Origin of the sequence: Aureibacillus halotolerans (assembly GCF_004363045.1) — a bacterium.
Lineage (GTDB): Bacteria > Bacillota > Bacilli > Bacillales > DSM-28697 > Aureibacillus > Aureibacillus halotolerans.
The window spans coordinates 47511-65141 of the sequence record NZ_SNYJ01000014.1; the positions used below are offsets into that span (position 1 = coordinate 47511).

At 45.8% G+C, this 17631-nt stretch carries 18 protein-coding genes; 5 read left to right on the top strand and 13 right to left on the bottom strand.

The features are described from left to right. Window positions 1-106: 106 nt before the first annotated feature. The 8 genes from EV213_RS14940 to EV213_RS14975 all read right to left on the bottom strand — a co-directional run bounded on the left by EV213_RS14940 (window position 107) and on the right by EV213_RS14975 (window position 9358). Complete coding sequence (locus EV213_RS14940) at window positions 107-418, bottom strand: DUF7716 domain-containing protein (protein WP_133581362.1); 312 nt, start codon at window positions 416-418, stop codon at window positions 107-109. Window positions 419-738: 320 nt separating this feature from the next. Beyond that, a complete protein-coding gene (locus EV213_RS14945) occupies window positions 739-2151 on the bottom strand; it encodes an extracellular solute-binding protein (protein WP_133581363.1) in 1413 nt (470 codons plus the stop codon). Window positions 2152-2247: 96 nt separating this feature from the next. Beyond that, window positions 2248-3093: a carbohydrate ABC transporter permease gene (locus EV213_RS14950; RefSeq protein WP_133581364.1), complete on the bottom strand. Its 846-nt coding sequence runs from the start codon at window positions 3091-3093 to the stop codon at window positions 2248-2250. A gap of 16 nt (window positions 3094-3109) precedes the next feature. After that, window positions 3110-4021: a carbohydrate ABC transporter permease gene (locus EV213_RS14955; protein ID WP_133581365.1), complete on the bottom strand. Its 912-nt coding sequence runs from the start codon at window positions 4019-4021 to the stop codon at window positions 3110-3112. 161 nt (window positions 4022-4182) lie between these two features. Further along, entirely contained in the window at window positions 4183-5172 is a 990-nt protein-coding gene (locus tag EV213_RS14960) for a CehA/McbA family metallohydrolase (protein ID WP_133581366.1), read from the bottom strand. Beyond that, on the bottom strand, window positions 5153-5635 hold the full coding sequence (locus EV213_RS14965) for a hypothetical protein (protein WP_133581367.1): 483 nt from the start codon (window positions 5633-5635) through the stop codon (window positions 5153-5155). Before EV213_RS14965 ends, EV213_RS14960 begins: the two co-directional genes overlap by 20 nt. Window positions 5636-6905: 1270 nt before the next feature. Then, window positions 6906-7889 carry an Abi family protein gene (locus EV213_RS14970; protein ID WP_133581368.1) on the bottom strand — a complete coding sequence of 328 codons (984 nt, stop codon included), beginning with the start codon at window positions 7887-7889 and terminating at the stop codon, window positions 6906-6908. A 458-nt stretch (window positions 7890-8347) separates the two neighbouring features. Beyond that, a complete protein-coding gene (locus EV213_RS14975) occupies window positions 8348-9358 on the bottom strand; it encodes a LacI family DNA-binding transcriptional regulator (protein WP_133581369.1) in 1011 nt (336 codons plus the stop codon). Between the two features lie 141 nt (window positions 9359-9499). Here EV213_RS14975 and EV213_RS14980 point away from each other — a divergent pair, with 141 nt between their 5' ends. From EV213_RS14980 to EV213_RS14990, 3 genes are all read left to right on the top strand, one after another. Further along, window positions 9500-9712 (top strand): hypothetical protein, encoded by a 213-nt coding sequence (locus EV213_RS14980; protein ID WP_133581370.1) that lies wholly within the window; start codon window positions 9500-9502, stop codon window positions 9710-9712. A gap of 176 nt (window positions 9713-9888) precedes the next feature. Continuing rightward, window positions 9889-11250, top strand: a complete 1362-nt coding sequence (locus tag EV213_RS14985) for a hypothetical protein (protein WP_133581371.1) — start codon at window positions 9889-9891, stop codon at window positions 11248-11250. 92 nt (window positions 11251-11342) lie between these two features. Next, the gene (locus tag EV213_RS14990) at window positions 11343-12593 is read left to right on the top strand and encodes an Nramp family divalent metal transporter (protein ID WP_279512770.1); all 1251 of its coding nucleotides are present in this window, start codon (window positions 11343-11345) and stop codon (window positions 12591-12593) included. Between the two features lie 71 nt (window positions 12594-12664). Here the strand turns inward: EV213_RS14990 and EV213_RS14995 are convergent, their stop codons facing one another. Then, window positions 12665-13774, bottom strand: a complete 1110-nt coding sequence (locus EV213_RS14995; protein WP_133581373.1) for a DNA alkylation repair protein — start codon at window positions 13772-13774, stop codon at window positions 12665-12667. 65 nt (window positions 13775-13839) lie between these two features. Here EV213_RS14995 and EV213_RS15000 point away from each other — a divergent pair, with 65 nt between their 5' ends. Next, a complete protein-coding gene (locus tag EV213_RS15000; protein ID WP_133581374.1) occupies window positions 13840-14049 on the top strand; it encodes a hypothetical protein in 210 nt (69 codons plus the stop codon). A gap of 696 nt (window positions 14050-14745) precedes the next feature. Here the strand turns inward: EV213_RS15000 and EV213_RS15005 are convergent. Both EV213_RS15005 and EV213_RS15010 read right to left on the bottom strand, forming a co-directional pair. Then, entirely contained in the window at window positions 14746-15183 is a 438-nt protein-coding gene (locus EV213_RS15005; protein ID WP_133581375.1) for a MerR family transcriptional regulator, read from the bottom strand. Further along, window positions 15184-15606, bottom strand: coding sequence for a universal stress protein (locus EV213_RS15010; RefSeq protein WP_166639338.1), 423 nt, complete (start codon window positions 15604-15606; stop codon window positions 15184-15186). 161 nt (window positions 15607-15767) lie between these two features. Here EV213_RS15010 and EV213_RS15015 point away from each other — a divergent pair, with 161 nt between their 5' ends. Next, window positions 15768-16787 carry a TolB family protein gene (locus tag EV213_RS15015; RefSeq protein WP_133581377.1) on the top strand — a complete coding sequence of 340 codons (1020 nt, stop codon included), beginning with the start codon at window positions 15768-15770 and terminating at the stop codon, window positions 16785-16787. Window positions 16788-16943: 156 nt separating this feature from the next. Here the strand turns inward: EV213_RS15015 and EV213_RS15020 are convergent, their stop codons facing one another. Both EV213_RS15020 and EV213_RS15025 read right to left on the bottom strand, forming a co-directional pair. Continuing rightward, on the bottom strand, window positions 16944-17276 hold the full coding sequence (locus tag EV213_RS15020; RefSeq protein ID WP_133581378.1) for a type II toxin-antitoxin system PemK/MazF family toxin: 333 nt from the start codon (window positions 17274-17276) through the stop codon (window positions 16944-16946). 3 nt (window positions 17277-17279) lie between these two features. After that, window positions 17280-17558 (bottom strand): AbrB/MazE/SpoVT family DNA-binding domain-containing protein, encoded by a 279-nt coding sequence (locus EV213_RS15025; protein ID WP_133581379.1) that lies wholly within the window; start codon window positions 17556-17558, stop codon window positions 17280-17282. Between the last annotated feature and the right edge of the window lie 73 nt (window positions 17559-17631).

A 17631-nucleotide genomic window follows, 5' to 3' on the forward strand; every position in this document is an offset into this window, starting at 1 on the left:
TGGTATTCGTTGAATGATGGTTTCATCCTGCACTGGGTAGCCCGCTTCATAAAAAAAGAAACCTAGAAAGGCATAAAGCCAATCAAGGTGAATGAATTAACTTACATTAAAGCACGATGAATGCATCATGTTGATAGTAATGCAATAAAGCTTTTAGTAAATCATCATCAGTGCATTCCGGATGTTGTTCACGAATATTCATAACGACCCCTTGTACGTCTTGAATGGTGAGGGCGTCTTTCAAGTTGTTGTCAATGGCGAATCTTGGTTCTTCTTCATCGTCTAAATCGTCCGTATTTAATATAGCACAGTTCGTATCCAACGACCATGTTTCCGTTGGGGGGAGGAACAAGGAATCTTCCCAAGAAAACTTCTCAACATTGACAAGTACTTCACGTAAGTCAATTAATTTTTCCATGGTTTCTTTACCTCCAATCGTTATCTGCCCATCCCATAGCTCGACCTCCAGGATGTAAATAGTCCGGCTCGCCCTATGTTGGTTTCCTTCTTACAAGTTGTACCAACTCTTCCTCATAAGGGTTATGATGCCATATTACCTCTTTTGTTGGAGCACGTCGATAGAATGCTCCCTTTGCTCTGGTTTAACTCCAGCTGCATCTCGAGAGGACATGTTTTATCTGGTGCATAAATTGAACCCTTCAAGCAACAATCAACACACGACAAATCCAAAAAGCGGAGCCCCATCGTGGGACTCCGCTTTCTTCAAAAACCAGTCTGTTACTGTTGGCTGCTCAGCCATTTCTCGGCTTCTTCCTGAGCAGATGTCAAGCCTTCTTCAGGGGTGATTTCGCCGAGGAGAATGAGCTCGATGTTTTCCGACAGGATGTAGCGTGGCTGGCCGGCGCGGTATGGATAACGTGGCGCCCACAGCTGACCCATCTGTTTCAAAATAACGTCCATTTGCGGGATGGCTTTTACGCTTTCCCAGTCTTTGGCTGCTTTAATGACGGGCATGCTTTCGGTGCGTCGTTCTTCCCACATGTATTTCTGGAAGAAGTCGCTGCTGCTGAACTTGAGCCATTCCCAGGCAAGTTCATGGTTCGTGCTGGATTCTCCAATCGCAAACGGGCTTCCTGCAAACATGCCGCCCATGCCTTTGTCGGTATTTTCAAAGAGAAGCGTCGCTTGATAACGGTCTTGGGTCCCGAAGGTTTCTAGCGAATTAATAAAGCCAGGTGGCACACGCAAGTTGATGGCGACGTTGTTGTCCTCTGTAAAGAAATCCTCGCTGCCTTGGTTCACAAGAGTGCCTTCAGGTGCGTATTGGTTTGCTTCGACCATCATTTCGGCTGCCTGGATCATCGTTGGCGTGTCGAATTCCACTTGCATGTCCTTCCACAAAAATCCAGTTCCCCATTGGCCGCCAAGCGATTCGTTAATGTTCATGACCGAATCCGCGGCATCGGATCCTTTAAAAGTGATCCCATAGTTTTGCTCACCGGTTTCGGGATTGGTGCCCGTCATTTTTTTCGCTTTTTCCAGAATTTCTTCCATCGTTGGTTCTTCGGACAGGTACTCGACGCCCCAATCATCAAAGAGCTTTTTATCATAGACAAGAACGCGTGCATCGCCAATGAATGGCAAGCCGTAAATCTCAGGCTGTTCATCTTCCGGCCCCATCGCTCTCCAGCCATCGATTTGGCCGTTTAAATACACATCAAGGTCAAAGCTGTCTTCTTCAATAAAAGGCTGAAGTGGCTCAAGCAAGCCTTGCTCTGCAAATGTGGCGATACCAGGGAGTTGGTACACATCCGCTGCGTTGGACTGAAGCATCGTCTGCGTTTTTTCATTGTAATTGTCCCAGCCCATCAGCACGAATTCGACTGTAACGCCGGGATACCTTTTTTCAAATTCTTCTTTCAGCACATGGACGCCTTTTGATGTGACACCTGTTACTGGGTCCGTTTTGTCATCAAGCGAAAAGCTGCCGATGAGTTGAACTTTCAACGTGCCAGAGAACTCGGAAGAAGCGTCGGTTTCAGATGAGCTGTTCGATTCACTGCTCGGAGCAGTGTCGGTCGCAGAGGCGCCAGAATTGCTTGTTGTGTCTGAGCTGGCACATGCACTGAGGATGACGACCATCATCAGCATGAGAATCAAGGATAGAGATCTGGATTTTAATTTAAACATGGTTTTCCCTCCGGAATGGTTTATTGGTCTAGCGAGTGATGACTCAGAAGATAAGGCATTACTAGCGACTTTTCTTGACAACATCTCCTGCTCCTATCACTCTCCTTTCAAGCCGCTTAATGCGACACTGCGAACAATGTATTTTTGGAGAAAGAGAAACACGATCAGAATTGGCAGGATGCTCATTGATGCTGTGGCCATCGTGACCCCGAAGAGCCGGCTGCCGTTTTCCGAGGAAAAGCTGGACAAGAATAAGGGGACTGTTTTCAACATTTGGTCATTGATGACGACGAGCGGCCAAATGAACGAATTCCAGCTGCCTTGAAACGATAGAATCGCCAGCGTTGCTGTAATCGGTCCGGTCAGCGGCAAGAAAATGGCGAAAAACGTTAAAAATTCGCCTGCGCCATCCATTTTGGCGGATTCTCGAAGGCCTTCGGGAAGCTGGTCAAAGTATTGCTTTGCAAGAATAATACCGAGCGCATTCACGATAGATGGCAGAATTAGTGGATAAAATGTGTTGATCATGCCAAAATCGTTGAACATCGTGAACATCGGAATCAACGTCGTTTCAAATGGAATCATCATCGTCGCCAGCACCATGAAGAACAAAAAGCGCTTCCCCCAAAAAGTGCCGCGCGAAAAGGCATACCCGCCAAGCAACGCTGAGCTGATACTCAAGATGACGCTGAAAAACGCGATGATAAGGGAGTTCCAATAGGCGAGAAGCAAACGGTTGTTTTCAAACACTAGGGTGTAGTGAAAAAAGGTGAATTCCTCTGGGATAATTCTTGGAGGAAAGGGCAACGCAACATTGGCATTTTGCTCGAGACTGACGCTGATCATCCAAAGAAACGGATAAATCGCTACACCTCCGAGCAAGGCTAATAGAACAAAGATGCCAGCATTCATCAATTTTTCTCTATCTTTCGAGCGCAGCATGTCTGATCTTTCCCTTCTATATTTTCATACGTAACAGTTTTGTGGAGAGAAACGTAAAGATCAAAATAAAGATGAATAAAATATAAGCGGCTGCTGAGGCAATGCCGTATTCACTTCCGCCAAAACCTCGTTCGAAAATGAAGCCGACGACGGTATGGAGTGAGCGGGCAGGGCTTCCTTGTAGCCCACCGAGCATATACGCATCTGAAAAACGCTGCAGCCCGCCGATCCAGCCGAGGACGAAGAGAATTGTCAAGCTTCCGACCATATTCGGGATGGTGATCCAGATCCATTGTTGGATGCGGGAAGCGCCATCCATGGACGCAGCTTCGTAATATTCTCCTGGTATGGCCTGGAGGTTGGCGAGCGTCACGATGATGACAAAGCCGAGCCAGTGCCATACGGATAGAATAATCGCACCCCATTTTGCTGACAACGGTTGGGAGAGCCATACAACCCGTTCAAACCCAAGCAATTCCACCACATAGTTCAATGGGCCGTCGGGATGAAGGATGGCAAGGAACACCGTAGCCGCCGCAACCATGGACGTCGTGTTCGGTATGTAAAACAAAATCTTAAAGAAATTAGAAGTTCTCCGTAAGCTGTTAATCAAACAGGCGATTAGAAAGCCAAAGGGGATAGCGAGTAACAACTGAAAAAAGGTAATGTAAAATGTGTTATACACCGCGTACCAAAACGTATCAGACAACAGCACATTAGCATAGTTTTGAAACCCAACATATTGTTCACCCACTCCTCGTGTAAAGCTAAGGCGGAGCGATTCAATCAACGGGTATAATGTGAACAACAAAATGCCTACTATCGTCGGAAGCAGAAACACGTACCAGATGGCATGTGATTCCCGCCTAGGAGCCAGCTTCCAGCCAACGACCGGCTTAGCCCGTGGTTTTTGTTTCGTCTGTAACATGATGAACGGACAGCAATGAGGCTGTCCTCCCTCCCATTCCTTGAAATCCTTCGCGCAATGATGCTGGACAGTGGATCATCCTTCTGATTGTGCGAAGAGCGTTATGCTTTGTAAGGCTTGAAATAAATGATAAAAATGATTGATGTATGTACATGTACGGTTTACTTCAAGGCCACATAGATCGGGTTCGTAAAGGCCAGCGTTGTGCTTCCGCCATTCAACACGCCCGTTGCTCTAACACGAAGCCAGCGGATGCCTTCCAAAGAAATCTCCTGCACGGTTTTCGCAGGCACTTCGGGAGAGGGGAGCACTGCAAGTTCGCCCAGATTTGATTCGACAATGAAATTTGTCACAGGCATGTCCTCCGGCGTACGACCGGGCAGGGTGGATGGGTCCAGTTTGATCAGCAATTCGAGTGTTCCCCTGTTGGATGGCACGATCTCGTCGCCGATGCCATAGGAGGTGTTCTCTACAATTGCTTCGACCTGCAACATCGGCCCCATGCTGACGATACAGCGACCGTGCCGGACGGCTTCCACAATTGAATTCGCCGTAGAAGGGTCGGCGCCATTTGGCACACCAATGTACGTAAATGCAGGGAGCTCGCGTTCTTCGGAGTGGTGCCAATCGCGTCCGGAAGTTGCCGTCAAGCGGAAGCCGTTGTTTAAAACATCCGTCCATTGCTTGTAGGCCGGAGCATTGTGGTGATTGTAGGGAGGGAGCAGCCGATGCCACACTTCGATATAATCGATATCGTTCCAGTCTGTAATGGCATAGTCCCAGTGACACCCTGTACAAATTGGGCTGCCCCAGCTGAAAGGATGGGCAATCCCGACGATGCCTCCAGCTTGGTGAACCCGTTCAATGCCTTTATGGATGTCCCCAGGGCCAAGATCTCTCCACTCGCAATAGGGGGCCCCAAGCGTCAGCATGTGCCCATAAAACGTCGTCCATTCCATACCAGGAACAATCGTGACCCCGGTTTCTTCCTGAACGTCTTTGGCGTCCGCAAGACCGGAAATGGTGTTATGATCAGTCAGCGCAATGCCGCTAAGACCGAGCTTTGCTGCTTCCCGGCACATCTCAAGCAATGAATGCTTCCCGTCACTATGGTACGTGTGGGTGTGTAGCTCAAAGGGCTCCCAATTCATGGTCATCCCGTCCTTTCTTCACGGATAAACGATACATACACGTTGGTGTGACAATACAATGCACACTGATGGTAATTTTCCAAATGCCGCTTTGGACAGGTCCAGCGAGAAAGCCCGGCGACGCTTCATCCGACGATAGAATATGGCGCTGGTCGGGAGAATGGCGGTGGGCCGATCCTCGGAACCCTGCCGGATCGTCGATCGACACCGTCAGCAAATTTTGAAGTGGGAGAAACTGTTCCCATTTCTCCTTCTGCAATTCAATAGCCGAAGGAGAGGCAAAAGACGCGATCGCCTCCAAAATAAGCGGGCGAGAAGCCTCTTTGTCATCCAACACTTTCGGACTGTATGTAAAGTCGACGACAAGAAAAGGACACGGTTCACTTAGATGAAACTGGTACGATATATGTGTTTTGGAACTAAGCGGAGTCAACGATCCTTCCGCAATCATCAGCTCGTCCATTGTTCAATTCACCCTTTGCAACATTGATATGGAATCGTTACCAGATTTAATAACATGTCCCTTATATTAGAGCTCTTTTGTAAAAACTGTAGCTTGTTTTTATTGATATTCTGTAAATTTTCACAACGAAAAGGCTTTCACAAAAGCCCTTTTATGCAAAAAACCTCGAGGCAATAGCACATGTCTCGAGGTTTTTTGTGTTTTATATTAAAGTGGAGGTTTTGAATGGAGGTTAAATGCCGCTCTTTACTTTAGAAATAATATCCTCAGTAAATTTCTGAAAGTAAATAGTACACCATTAAGAACGTATTTATCACTATTGTGATTACTGGAATACATCAAAATGACAGCTAGTGCCCTTTCCACTACCTTAGTTGGTCATGGTCGAAATTAAACAAGGTCTATCTCATTTCATTCGTTCTTCACAATAACCAAAAGCGGTCACAAGTGAGACTCTAGCAGAAAAGAAAACACGACGAGGTCTTTATGGATCGCTGCGTCAACATACTTCGCTTTCAGTGGGGCACGGCTTCAGCTTCCTCGAAAAGGCAGGCTATTTCGAGGGGATCTTCAGCTCGCGCTGATCCCACTAGAGTCTACGTATGTTGACTACGCTGATGTTTGTTTCTGCGTACATTGTTCTAATGTGGGTCGGTCTCGTATAGAGGGTAAAAGCCGTGTGGCAGCCAAATCAGGCAAGTACGTGCAATGTTTCAAGGCAGATCACTTGGTGCCTTTTCCACGAATGTCGTTTGGTAAAGGAATGAAGTGAACCCAAGAAGGTCGGTCTCATTTGATTTGCCCTTTTTCATAAACCAAAAGCGACGACTAGCGAGACTCCACGACTAAGAAGTCATGACGGGGTCTTTTCGAGTCGGTGATGCACTTGTGCCCTTCAGGCTGAACACGAATGTATAGCCGTTTGCCTAGAGAAAATGATTTCAAAATGGGCATTTGTAAGAGAACACGCACATCTTTTTTTCTAAATAGAATAAGGTCTACATTACCTGATGGGGCACTAGTGTTTGCTTGATGGATTAAGAACGCAGTCATCTATATCACGCCATAAGGAGCTGTCAGAGCGTCATGTCTTACGTTTGCGTGAATAGTGTCGTCGATAAAAATTGCAGATATGTCAGTAATGTAAGGGCTTGATGGATAGTTGTAGGTTTTTTGGTTGGATTATACTGGAAGATAAGGAAGGCGAGGCATCAGAGTTACGCCTTTCCTCTCATAACGAACACCTCTTATATAGTGGGAATTGTATTTTCTATCTAAGTAAGTGAATCCCATTAGCAGGAAAACCCATTTCGTTTTTTATAAGATCGAAACTGATGAATCTTGAATTTTTTGAACGCGAATTAAATGCTTGCTCCATTATATCAAGTAGCAATGTGTGTTCGGACTTATCGATAACTAGCTTCAAAAAGGCGACAAGACTAAATATATCACCATTATTTAGTAAGTTTTCCTGAATATTCAATGACTTTGGGATTAAATTCAAGGCCCCTGCCTTATGCACTTTATAGCTGAAAAAGCGTTCCTCGTGCGCGCAGACATTTCTCAAAAAGTTTGCGGTTTTTAGAATGGTCTCCATCATTTGCGGAGTGAAATGAATCTTTTGATTGTAATCTCTATAAAAATTCTTTGCAAAATCATTAGCAATAGTATTTTTAAGATCATCCCCGAGACATTGATAAAAATTATTAATGTTACCCATTGTTAAGTAGTTGACAAGAACCCATAAAGGAACAGCACCGTGTTCATCAATATAATGCTTGATTGGTGAATTATATGAATTACTACCCTTGTCTGAAATTGCCTTAGAAATTGTAGATATTAATCTGAGAACTTGCTTTATTTTTTTGGTATCTCTTGTGAAATTTTCGATTATTAAATACGCATGAGGCTCGTTAAATGCTTCTGAAAATCTGTATGAAATAGTTGATTTTATATTGCTCTCAAAGATGAGTATGAATCTGAGCATGAAATGTCTAAGTTCTCGGTCAAAACAAAATAAGTTATGTATATCTTCGATAGTAGCGCCTGCTTTATATGTATCAGGAACAAGGAAATTACCATGCGAATCTGTCTCTAAAAACAGGTCTTTATATCCGTTGATGACGTTATAATAATTCTCGCGTTCGAAAATACGCAAAGCCACTGAATCGTCAGCTATAGTTAATCCTCTATCCCTCAGTATCTTGATTTGTTGCTGATGTGTTCTAAACGGCTTCGGAAAATTTTTCGTCAAAAAATCACCTCATAAAAAAATAGCCCAGTCCTCGTAAGGAACATGGGCCTGATCACTTAGATCATTATATAATATGTGAAATGCACTCGTCAATATTCAAAAAACATTATTGGCAATTAAAATAATGAGAGCCTTTAGGGTAAAGTTTGCAAGGTGGCATGTTATCGCCCCTTCATAGCAATGTTTACTTACATGAACTGGATAAGGAACTTGAGAAAAGAGGTCACCCAGATATTTTGGTTGAAGAACCGCAAGCAAGGAGATTAGCGTGATAAGCAGGACATTGAGCATTCTGGCGTGATGTCAGGTCTATCCAACGAGGAGTTGAGGCATCTGCAGGCTCCGACGATAACACCTGATCAAAAAGAGGCACTGGTTCAAGCTGCTAAAGAAGAACTCGCAAAGGATTCTTTTCGCCCTTATAGGAAAGCCCACATTCTAAAATGTACACCTGAAAACTATAAAAGCTCCCGGCTACTTCCTCGGAGGACGAGCTGATGAGGCAATATGATATCTTCATCAAACGTAAAATCAGGATTCACAATTAATTGATGCATATAGTCTACCGCCTGCCTCCCAAGTTCCCCCGATGGCTGTTCCATGGATGTAATGGACGGGCGGACCACCTCAGTAATTTGGCTGCCATCATAACCGACAATCGATATGTCGTCCGGCACTTGAAAGCCATGATCCAGCACGCAATTGAGTGCGCCAACGGCCATATCATCGCTCGCCGCAAAGACGACGGTGGGGTGTTCTTCAAGTTGGACGATCTCCTCCATTAACGCACGACCAGAGGCCAGCTTATAATTTCCGAATTTGACGAACCGTTCGTCCAGCTCCAATCGGTGTTTCTTCATCGCATCAATAAAACCACGATACCGATTTAATCCGGACGTGATATCCTCCAGATCCCCGCTTAGAAAAGCCACTTTCCGATGTCCAGACCGGATCAGATACTCCGTCGCGTCGAACGCTGCCCGATAATCGTCAATCATCACTGACAGGTATTTCGATGACGGCCCCTTTACGCTAAGAAATAAGATCGGCATTGAAGCATTGGCGAAGAACTCAAGGATCTGTTCGTCAAACTTTTGATGCATGACAATAATGCCGTCTACTCTCATATTTTGAAATATCCGTAAATACTTTAGCTCTTTTTCCATACTTTCCGCGATATTGCCGATAAGCAAATTGTATCCCATCGTGGTTGCAGTTTCTTCAATGTGGCTTATGATTGTTGAAAAATATTGATTTGTTAAGTCCGGTACAATGATGCCGATGGTATTTGTCTTCTGCATTTTCAAGCTGCGTGCGATGTGGCTCGGCGAATAATTGAGCTCTTCAATCGATCGATTGACTTTCTCTAGCAGCGCCTTGCTAACATACTTCTCGCCATTCAACACTCTGGAGACGCTGGTCACGGAAACACCGGCTCTCCGTGCAACGTCTTTAATACTTGCTCCCACCTTGCCACCCCTAACAGATTACGTGCATACTACAAATACGATAAGATATGCTCGTCCATTCGTCAACCATGTGCAGAGTGGGCGATCATGCAGTTTCACTTCCCGGATAAACAGATTCCACAAATCCAAGGAGGCCATTTAATGAAAATCGCAGATTACTCATTCAGGATTCTCGTTGCCACTTTTGGTTTGCTTGCCATAGTAACAGATGTCAAAAGCGCAGCTACTTTATTTGTCATCACGTTAACCTCGTATTTCCTTTTTCTCTTTTTCAAAGACGCTGAAAGTAAGCTGAAATATCTCAGCCTCATTCTTGCCGTTTTATTCCCCATGACATGGATGTTTTTATCGTGAAACTGCAAATTCGCTTTCGTTGCTTTTAAAATCCTCGCTGTTGAAAAGTTCCTCATTCTATCAGAAGCTCCTTTAATTCAAACGGCAATCATTTGCACGTTCACCTCATCCTAGACAATCCATCTGATTCTTCTTAAACTAAACACAACGACTTGCAAACCTATAGGAGGCCTGACATGACCAACAAAACAGATCTCGATCTTGAATCGCTTACGAAAAAGCAACTTTTTGAAATTCTTCATCGTCTTTGCGAAACGGATCCTCAGATTGAGGAGAAACTGCAGTTTATGCTTTCGACATCAGAAGAAGATGAAATATCCACGAGTCGAAAACTCATTTCACAATACATTCAAGAGGCGAAACATCAGGGATTTATTCATAGAGGGAACGCCTATCATGCACTGCAAGGGGCAAATATGGTCATGGACAAGGCGTATGATTTGATTCAGAACGGACAGGTTGAACGAGGCATTAAGCTAGCGACGGTTGTATTGCAACGGGCGATTGATATGATTCAGTACACCGACGATTCAGATGGTCATATTGGCGATACCCTGCGCGGCAGTCTTACTATTATTTCGGAAGGCGCGAATATGCCAAATTTGGATCCCAAAACAGAAGCGGCTATATTTACGATGCTGCTCAAGGAAGCCGATCTAAAACGATACGATGGTTGGTCTTCAGAGCGTGTTGCTTTGTTGCGTTCTGTTCTTCCCCTGGCCCACGAGAGCAAACGAAGGGAAAAGCTGGAGAAGAAGCTAGAAGCGTATCTCGTTGAAGATTCAGGAGATTTATGGAGCATGAGCAAATACACGAATGAGGAAATTAAAGAGCTGCAATGGGAGCTAATCAATCGCTACGATGGCATGGAAAAGGCCACAGAATTCCTTTTTGCTAACCTGGACAAGTCCAATTTGCGAGAGAAAGCCATTGTTCAGCTGCTTGATCAGAAAGAGTATGAGAAAGCACTCGAATTGGCAAAGGATGGGGCTAGGCTCGATAAAGATTTGCACGGACTTGTTGACCGCTGGATGAAGTACCAATACGATGCTTACAAAGCGATGGGAAACAGAGAGAAACAACGAGATTTGGCGTATAAGTTGAGTATGACAAGGAGCAATTTTTCATACTATCTTGAGTTAAAGACGTTGTATTCCAAAGAGAAGTGGCCGGACATCCTGGACCTTGTTTTGAACGATGCAAAAAAGAATGAAGGTTTATTAACTGATATATTGATTCATGAGCAATTGTTTGCACACTTGCTAGAGTTTACAAAGAAAAAGCCGTACTATATCGAGCAATTTTATTCCTATTTATTGGATGATCATTCGTCAGAAGCGAACGCTATTTTTCATGAGCATATCCGTCAAAAGGCCGAACGCGCATCGGACCGAAGAGGATATCGAGGCGTAATGAAGTTGATTAAGACATACAGAAAAACGTGGGGCCTACAAGACGCAGAGATAATGATTGCTGAATTAAGGGAGAGCAATGTGAGACGTCCGGCATTTCTTGATGAACTTGACAAACTGTCATAAGAAACGGGACATACAAACCCTAAACTCTTGACAAGTCTTTGCTTTAGGCATAACATTTGCCCTAAGGAAACTATTTGAGAGAAGGGTATACGTTGACGAGCATCGGGCATTCCACATCAAGAAAATGGCATTTGGCGAAGCTGAAAAACTGGCTGCCGCTCCTTGGTCCAGCATTTGTGGCAGGAGTGGCGTACATCGATCCTGGCAATTTCGCGACGAATTTGTCTGCTGGGTCGTCCTACGGGTACATGTTGCTGTGGGTGATTGTTGTTTCAAACGCTATGGCATTTCTCATTCAGGGGTTGTCTGCCAAGCTTGGCATTGCAACGGACAAAAATCTTCCACAGCTGACGCGCGATACGTGGCCTTCGGCTGTGGCTTTTGGTCTCTGGATCATCGGTGAGCTCGTCATCATGGCGACAGACTTGGCTGAATTTATTGGGGCTGCGGTTGGACTACACTTACTGTTCTCATTGCCGATGGCTCCGGCAGCACTTCTAGCCGCTGCTTTGTCTTTTCTGTTGCTCGGCTTGCAGCGGAAAGGCGTCCGAGCGCTTGAATTCGGTATTATCGCGTTGCTGTTTGTCGTGGTGTTGGCGTTTGTCATTCAAGTCTTTTGGGCTCAGCCAAACGTTGGTGACATGCTGCAAAGCTTTTGGCCGCCAAAGTTTGAGGGCACTTCATCTGTTTTGCTCGCGGCAGGGATTTTAGGTGCGACCGTCATGCCTCATGCGATTTACCTGCACTCTGGTCTGATGCAGTCGCGGGCTGCTGGGCGATCTGTACGGGAGAAAAAACGATTGTTTACGATTGAACTCGGTGATATCGGGTTTGCGATGGTGATTGCTGGGGCGGTCAATGGCGGTATTCTGGTCGTCGCCGCTGCCTTGTTTTATTCGCAAGGGCTGGTCGTTGGCGATTTAGATGTTGCCTATCAGCAGCTTGGAACCACATTGGGCACGGGAGCTGCCTTGCTGTTTGGCATTGGATTGTTCGCCTCGGGCATTGCCAGCTCGTCCGTCGGCACATTGGCTGGCGACATGATGATGCAAGGCTTTATCCGTAAGCATTTGTCACTGTATGTGCGACGTGCGATCACAATCGTGCCACCGCTTATTGTCATTCTGCTTGGCGTGAACCCGACGTACGCGCTCGTTATTAGCCAAGTCATTCTGTCGTTTGGCATTCCGTTTGCTTTGATTCCACTTTTGCTGTTTACTTCGAACCGCACTATTATGGGACCGTTCGTTAATCGCCGCTGGGTAACGCTGCTCGGCTGGACCATCGCAAGTGTTGTTATTGCGTTGAACGTGTTTTTGCTTTGGCAGACTTTCGTAGGGTAGTTGGAATTGGGATGATGTCAACATAAAAAGGAGGTGCGTGGGTTTTCATTGCCCACACATCTCCTTTTTGTTCAATTGCTTGTTTTCTCTGTAATATGCACCACAGTATCAGCCACTTCAACGCCATTAATGAGCAAACTCACACGGTGGTCACCTGGATAATGCTTCCGCGTTGTCAGGTCCGCCCAGCGATGTGTTCGTTTACCTGTCAGGCGTGCTCCGCCGTCTACTGTCTTATCCGACAATAAAAACAGTTTGCGAGACGTCGTGCCTCGGGCTTTAACAAAATCAATGCCATATTCGATTCGTACATACGCAGGCTCGCCTGGCTGCAAGGTGATGTCGTAGTCCAGCACACATTCATCGCCAATCGACAATTCGTCTGGTGTGATCGTGATGTCGGCGGCGCTGATGAGGTCACTGCTTGCGTCGGCATAGCCAAACAACTGCAAGACTTCAGGCAGGGCTTTACGAATCAATGTACGGCAGCCGTGGCGAACAATCCAGTCGGTTTCTGGACTTGTGCCCATCCAACGTCTTGCGGTTTGAATGACGATTTCGGGATTGTCTTTGGCGATGTCATTCAAATGGTTTGCTACGCTTTTGCGCACATATAAGGAAGGGTCTGCTTTTAGCGTTTCAAGGATAGGCAGCACAGGCGACGGGTCGTTCTTAAACATCGGCAACGCTTGACCCCACGGCAAACGCGGGCGTGATCCCTCACTTGCTAAACGACGAACATGCTCGTTCTGGTGCGACGCCCAATCGATCATTTGGGCAACCATGCGCTCAGGTTGCTGGAGCAGAAAGGGACGAACTGCAAACTCAGCGGAGGAGCGCTGCGTGAAGCGCGCCAATGCCACCATGGAAGACTCCCAATGCTCGTCTTTCTGTCCATGCACCTCGACAAAATCAGGGAAAAACAAGTAAGGGAAGCCTGTGCATTTTTCATCAATGCTGTATAAAACGTGCAGCGCATCCTCGTACGTATCAGGAAGATGCTCGCCAAGCGTCATCGTGATTCGGCGCATCCGTTGTTTTAAAGCCATGTCAGACCAATCGTCCGTAAGAATGGCAGTGACAAAAGCGTCCGGATCAAATGGGGCATACGCAGAAGCGACCGTTTGTGCGAAGCCAGTTAAAAAATCGTGCGAATAAACGTCCTTCAAAGCATCGGCCATCGGTTTTCCTCCTATGTGTTGATCTATCACCAAGTATAGCGTAAAAATGAGGAGAGAGCGAACAATTGTTCGTTTTTTTCAGCAGCAAGGGCCGGATTTCGCGCAGTAAAGGTAAATTATCGAGCAGCAAGGGCCGGATTTCGCGCAGTAAAGGTAAATTATCGAGCAGCAAGGGCCTGATTTCGCGCAGCAAAGGTAAATTATCGAGCAGTAAGGGCCGATTTTCGCGCAGCGAGGTCAGCATCGCGCAACAAGGGCCGGAATTCGCGCAGTAAAGGTTCATTTTCGCGCAGTAAAGGTAAATTATCGAGCAGCAAGAGCCGATTTTCGCGCAGCGAGGTCAGCATCGCGCAGCAAGAGCTGGATTTCGCGCAGTAAAGGTAAATTATCGAGCAGTAAGGGCCGATTTTCGCGCAGCGAGGTCAGCATCGCGCAGCAAGAGCCGGAATTCGCGCAGTAAAGGTTCATTTTCGCGCAGTAAAGGTAAATTATCGAGCAGTAAGGGCCGATTTTCGCGCAGCGAGGTCAATATCGCGCAGCAAGGGCTGGATTTCGCGCAGTAAAGGTTCATTTTCGCGCAGTAAAGGTAAATTATCGAGCAGTAAGGACCTATTTCCGCGCAGCGAGGTCAGCATCGCGCAGCAAGAGCTGGATTTCGCGCAGCAAAGGTCCATTTTCGCGCAGTAAAGGTAAATTATCGAGCAGTAAGAGCCTATTTCCGCGCAACGAGGTCAGCATCGCGCAACAAGGGCCTGATTTCGCGCAGTAAAGGTTCATTTTCGCGCAGCAAAGGTAAATTATCGAGCAGCAAGAGCCGAAATTCGCGCACCAAAGGGTGGATTTTTTCAATGCGCTCGTTGGAGGATCAGCCCCCAATGCCCATAAATGAAGCAGGCAAATGCGAATCCCTAAATCGCTTTTGGCTGCTTCGTTTATAGTTCTTCTGATAAATGCAGGACTTATTTCTAAGTTTACTCCTCTTCATCATTAAGCTTGGCAATCCGCGCAAGCGCGCGGATTTGAAGTGTCTCAAGCTCATGCTTCACGTTATGAATTTTCTTCGACTTTTCCTTTAAGTAATGCAGTTGTTTATCTAATGTGCCCAAAATGTTTTGAAGGACTTTCATTTGATCCTCTTTGTTGTTCTCAACAGAGCGGTACTCTAACCGATGCTGATCAAGCTGCTCGCTTGTCTGCATGTAGGCTTGGAGCTCCTGCAAGGAAAACCCAAGCACTTCTTTTGTTATGAGCATGCGTTCGAGGAACTGCATGTCTGCTTCTGAATACAGACGAGTTCCTCCTGAAGAGCGCTGAGGCGGCGGCAGTAGACCGATTTCTTCATAATAACGAAGGGTGCGCTTCGTAAGTCCGCTGCGTGTTGCCACCTCATCAATTTTATAGGAGGTCATTTATTTTACGATGGTCACAGGCACCTTTGAATGATGGAGCACCTTTGAACTAACACTGCCGAGCACGACTTCACGAAATGGCCCAAGACCTCGACTGCCCATGACGACCATATCGACCTCTTTAGCCAACTCGCAAATTTCGGTGGCAGGATCGCCAGAACGTGATTCTGTTTGATGTGGAATGTCGGCTTCTTGTAAAATTGTTCTCGCTCGCTTTAACGCCTCTTTGCTCTCTTCTTCAAGAACCTCATCAATGTTAAAAGGAACAGCGCCCATTGAAGTAACCAAGGGGTAGCTATGCTTTACATGGAGCAGGACAATTTCTGGTGTCGTTTGAAACTGCTTGGCAAGTTGGACCGCTTCATTAATGGCGTGCAAAGCCCCTTCTGAGCCGTCAACTGGAACGAGAATACGCTGTGTCAATCTGACCATCTCCTTTTAACGTAAACGTTAGATTTATGGATCCAATTTTACGCCTCTAAAAATGTTACGTCAACGTTAGATGCTTCTGCATAACACATTTGATAAGGAAGATTTTTGGGAGATGAGGTATTCTTAGGAAAAGACCTGAAAGGAATGAATTTATGAGAAAAACAAGTGTGTTCACATTGATATTTTGCATGCTTTCCGTCGTTTTTTTTCAAGGGGCTGCCGCAGCATCTGAGCGATTAGGAGGGACGATTGATGTTTTTGAGGATACATTGGCTTTCCCTTATGAGGATCAAACGAGCAATGGAACCAGCCTGTACGTCTTTCATATGACGACGAACGAAGTCGTCAAACTGACAGATGCGGAAGAAGGCACGTATCATTCACAGCCAGTGTTTTCTATGGATGGCGACTATCTGACGTATATCGAAGGTACGTTTCGAACAGAGGATTCGCAACCTACCGCTCAGCTGCATGTGATTCATTTGCCAACGATGCAGGTGATCGCGATTACACCGGAGGGCAGTCTTGTGGGATCAACGGCGACCTCGCCGGTGGATGACATGTTGTATTACGCAAAGGCAGAGGTCTTCACGAATTACTCACCGATTGCAAGGGCAGCGCCACATGACATTAATTTGTACAGCTATCCATTGCCATTAGGCCCAACTACACAGATCACTAACGAAGATGCGTATGACATGAGCGATTTGTCTGTTTCTGCGGATGGGGAGTCTGTCTACTACGGGGATTTTGTCTATCTCGGTCCAAATCCGACGCCATCCTCTGAAGTGAGACAATCATTGTTGGAGCTCGATTTGAGTCAGCCGGATGAAGCAACTCGAATTGCGCCAGAGGACAATGAAGATTTGTACGCTCCGACCCTGTCCCACGATGGAAAGACGTTGGCCTTTATACGGCCAGTAAACAAAGGGGAGAGAGACCCATTATTCATCTACGAGCTTTACACGATGGACATGGACACGAAGGACATCACGCAGCTCACGTCACTTGGCACAAACGTTCACTCAGCAGCGTTTTCCACTGATGACAAAAGCATTTATTTCATTGAAAACAAAACCTTTGGTCAGCGGAAATCGGACTTTGTCTATCATTGTTATGACCTTGAAACTGGGGAAGTGACGGAGCTAGCCATTGAAGAGGTCTTAGATTAATAAACTGAGTGTGAGAAGGGGCTTTAGCTGCGGGAGCGCTAGCAATTTGATCAGCGAATTAGATGAAACAACGAAACGCCCCGCATGGAGGATTTTTCCTCAATGGCGGGGCGGTCTCAATGTTTAAAAGGGAGAAAAGATGTGCTTCGTGGTTCCTTACTCATTAATAATTTTGTTTAGTTTTTGTTGAACTTCAGTGATGATACTCTCCGGTACACTTCCACGGACATCGAAAGTGCGAGAATCGAGATCAAGACTTTTTAGTTGATCGGTCAGCACAACTCCATGGATAGGAAGATCTTCACCTAAAGAAACTTCAAATGGGTAGTTTTTCTGCTGTGACGTGATCGGACAAATAAACGTTAATCCAGTCGCTTCATTGAATACTTTTCTTGATATGACTAAGGCCGGTCGGTGTCCTGCCTGTTCAACACCCTTTGTAGGGTCAAAGTTAATCATGATTAGATCACCCCGTTCAACGGAAGCCATTGTTTATAACAATTCCTTCCCTCGTGACCCAAAAGCAATTTCTTCGTGTTGATTCTTCGTGTTAATTTTTGCGCACATTTCTTCGAGAGAGACTTCCTTCTTAGGTGTAAGCACAATTGAGCCATCTATTATTTTCATTTCAAATTCTGTGCCATTGTCGACGTGGAGAACATTTTTTATGGTGGAAGGAATGCGTATGCCAGAGCTATTTCCCCAACGTTGTAGCATTGCTGAGTACACTTTAATTCCCCCTTTGTAAAGATCATTTTCTGAAGTCATCATATCACCCCTTATATTCAATGTATATACTTATGTATAATTAATTGCTCAATTATGTTCTTTATATTCATGAAGA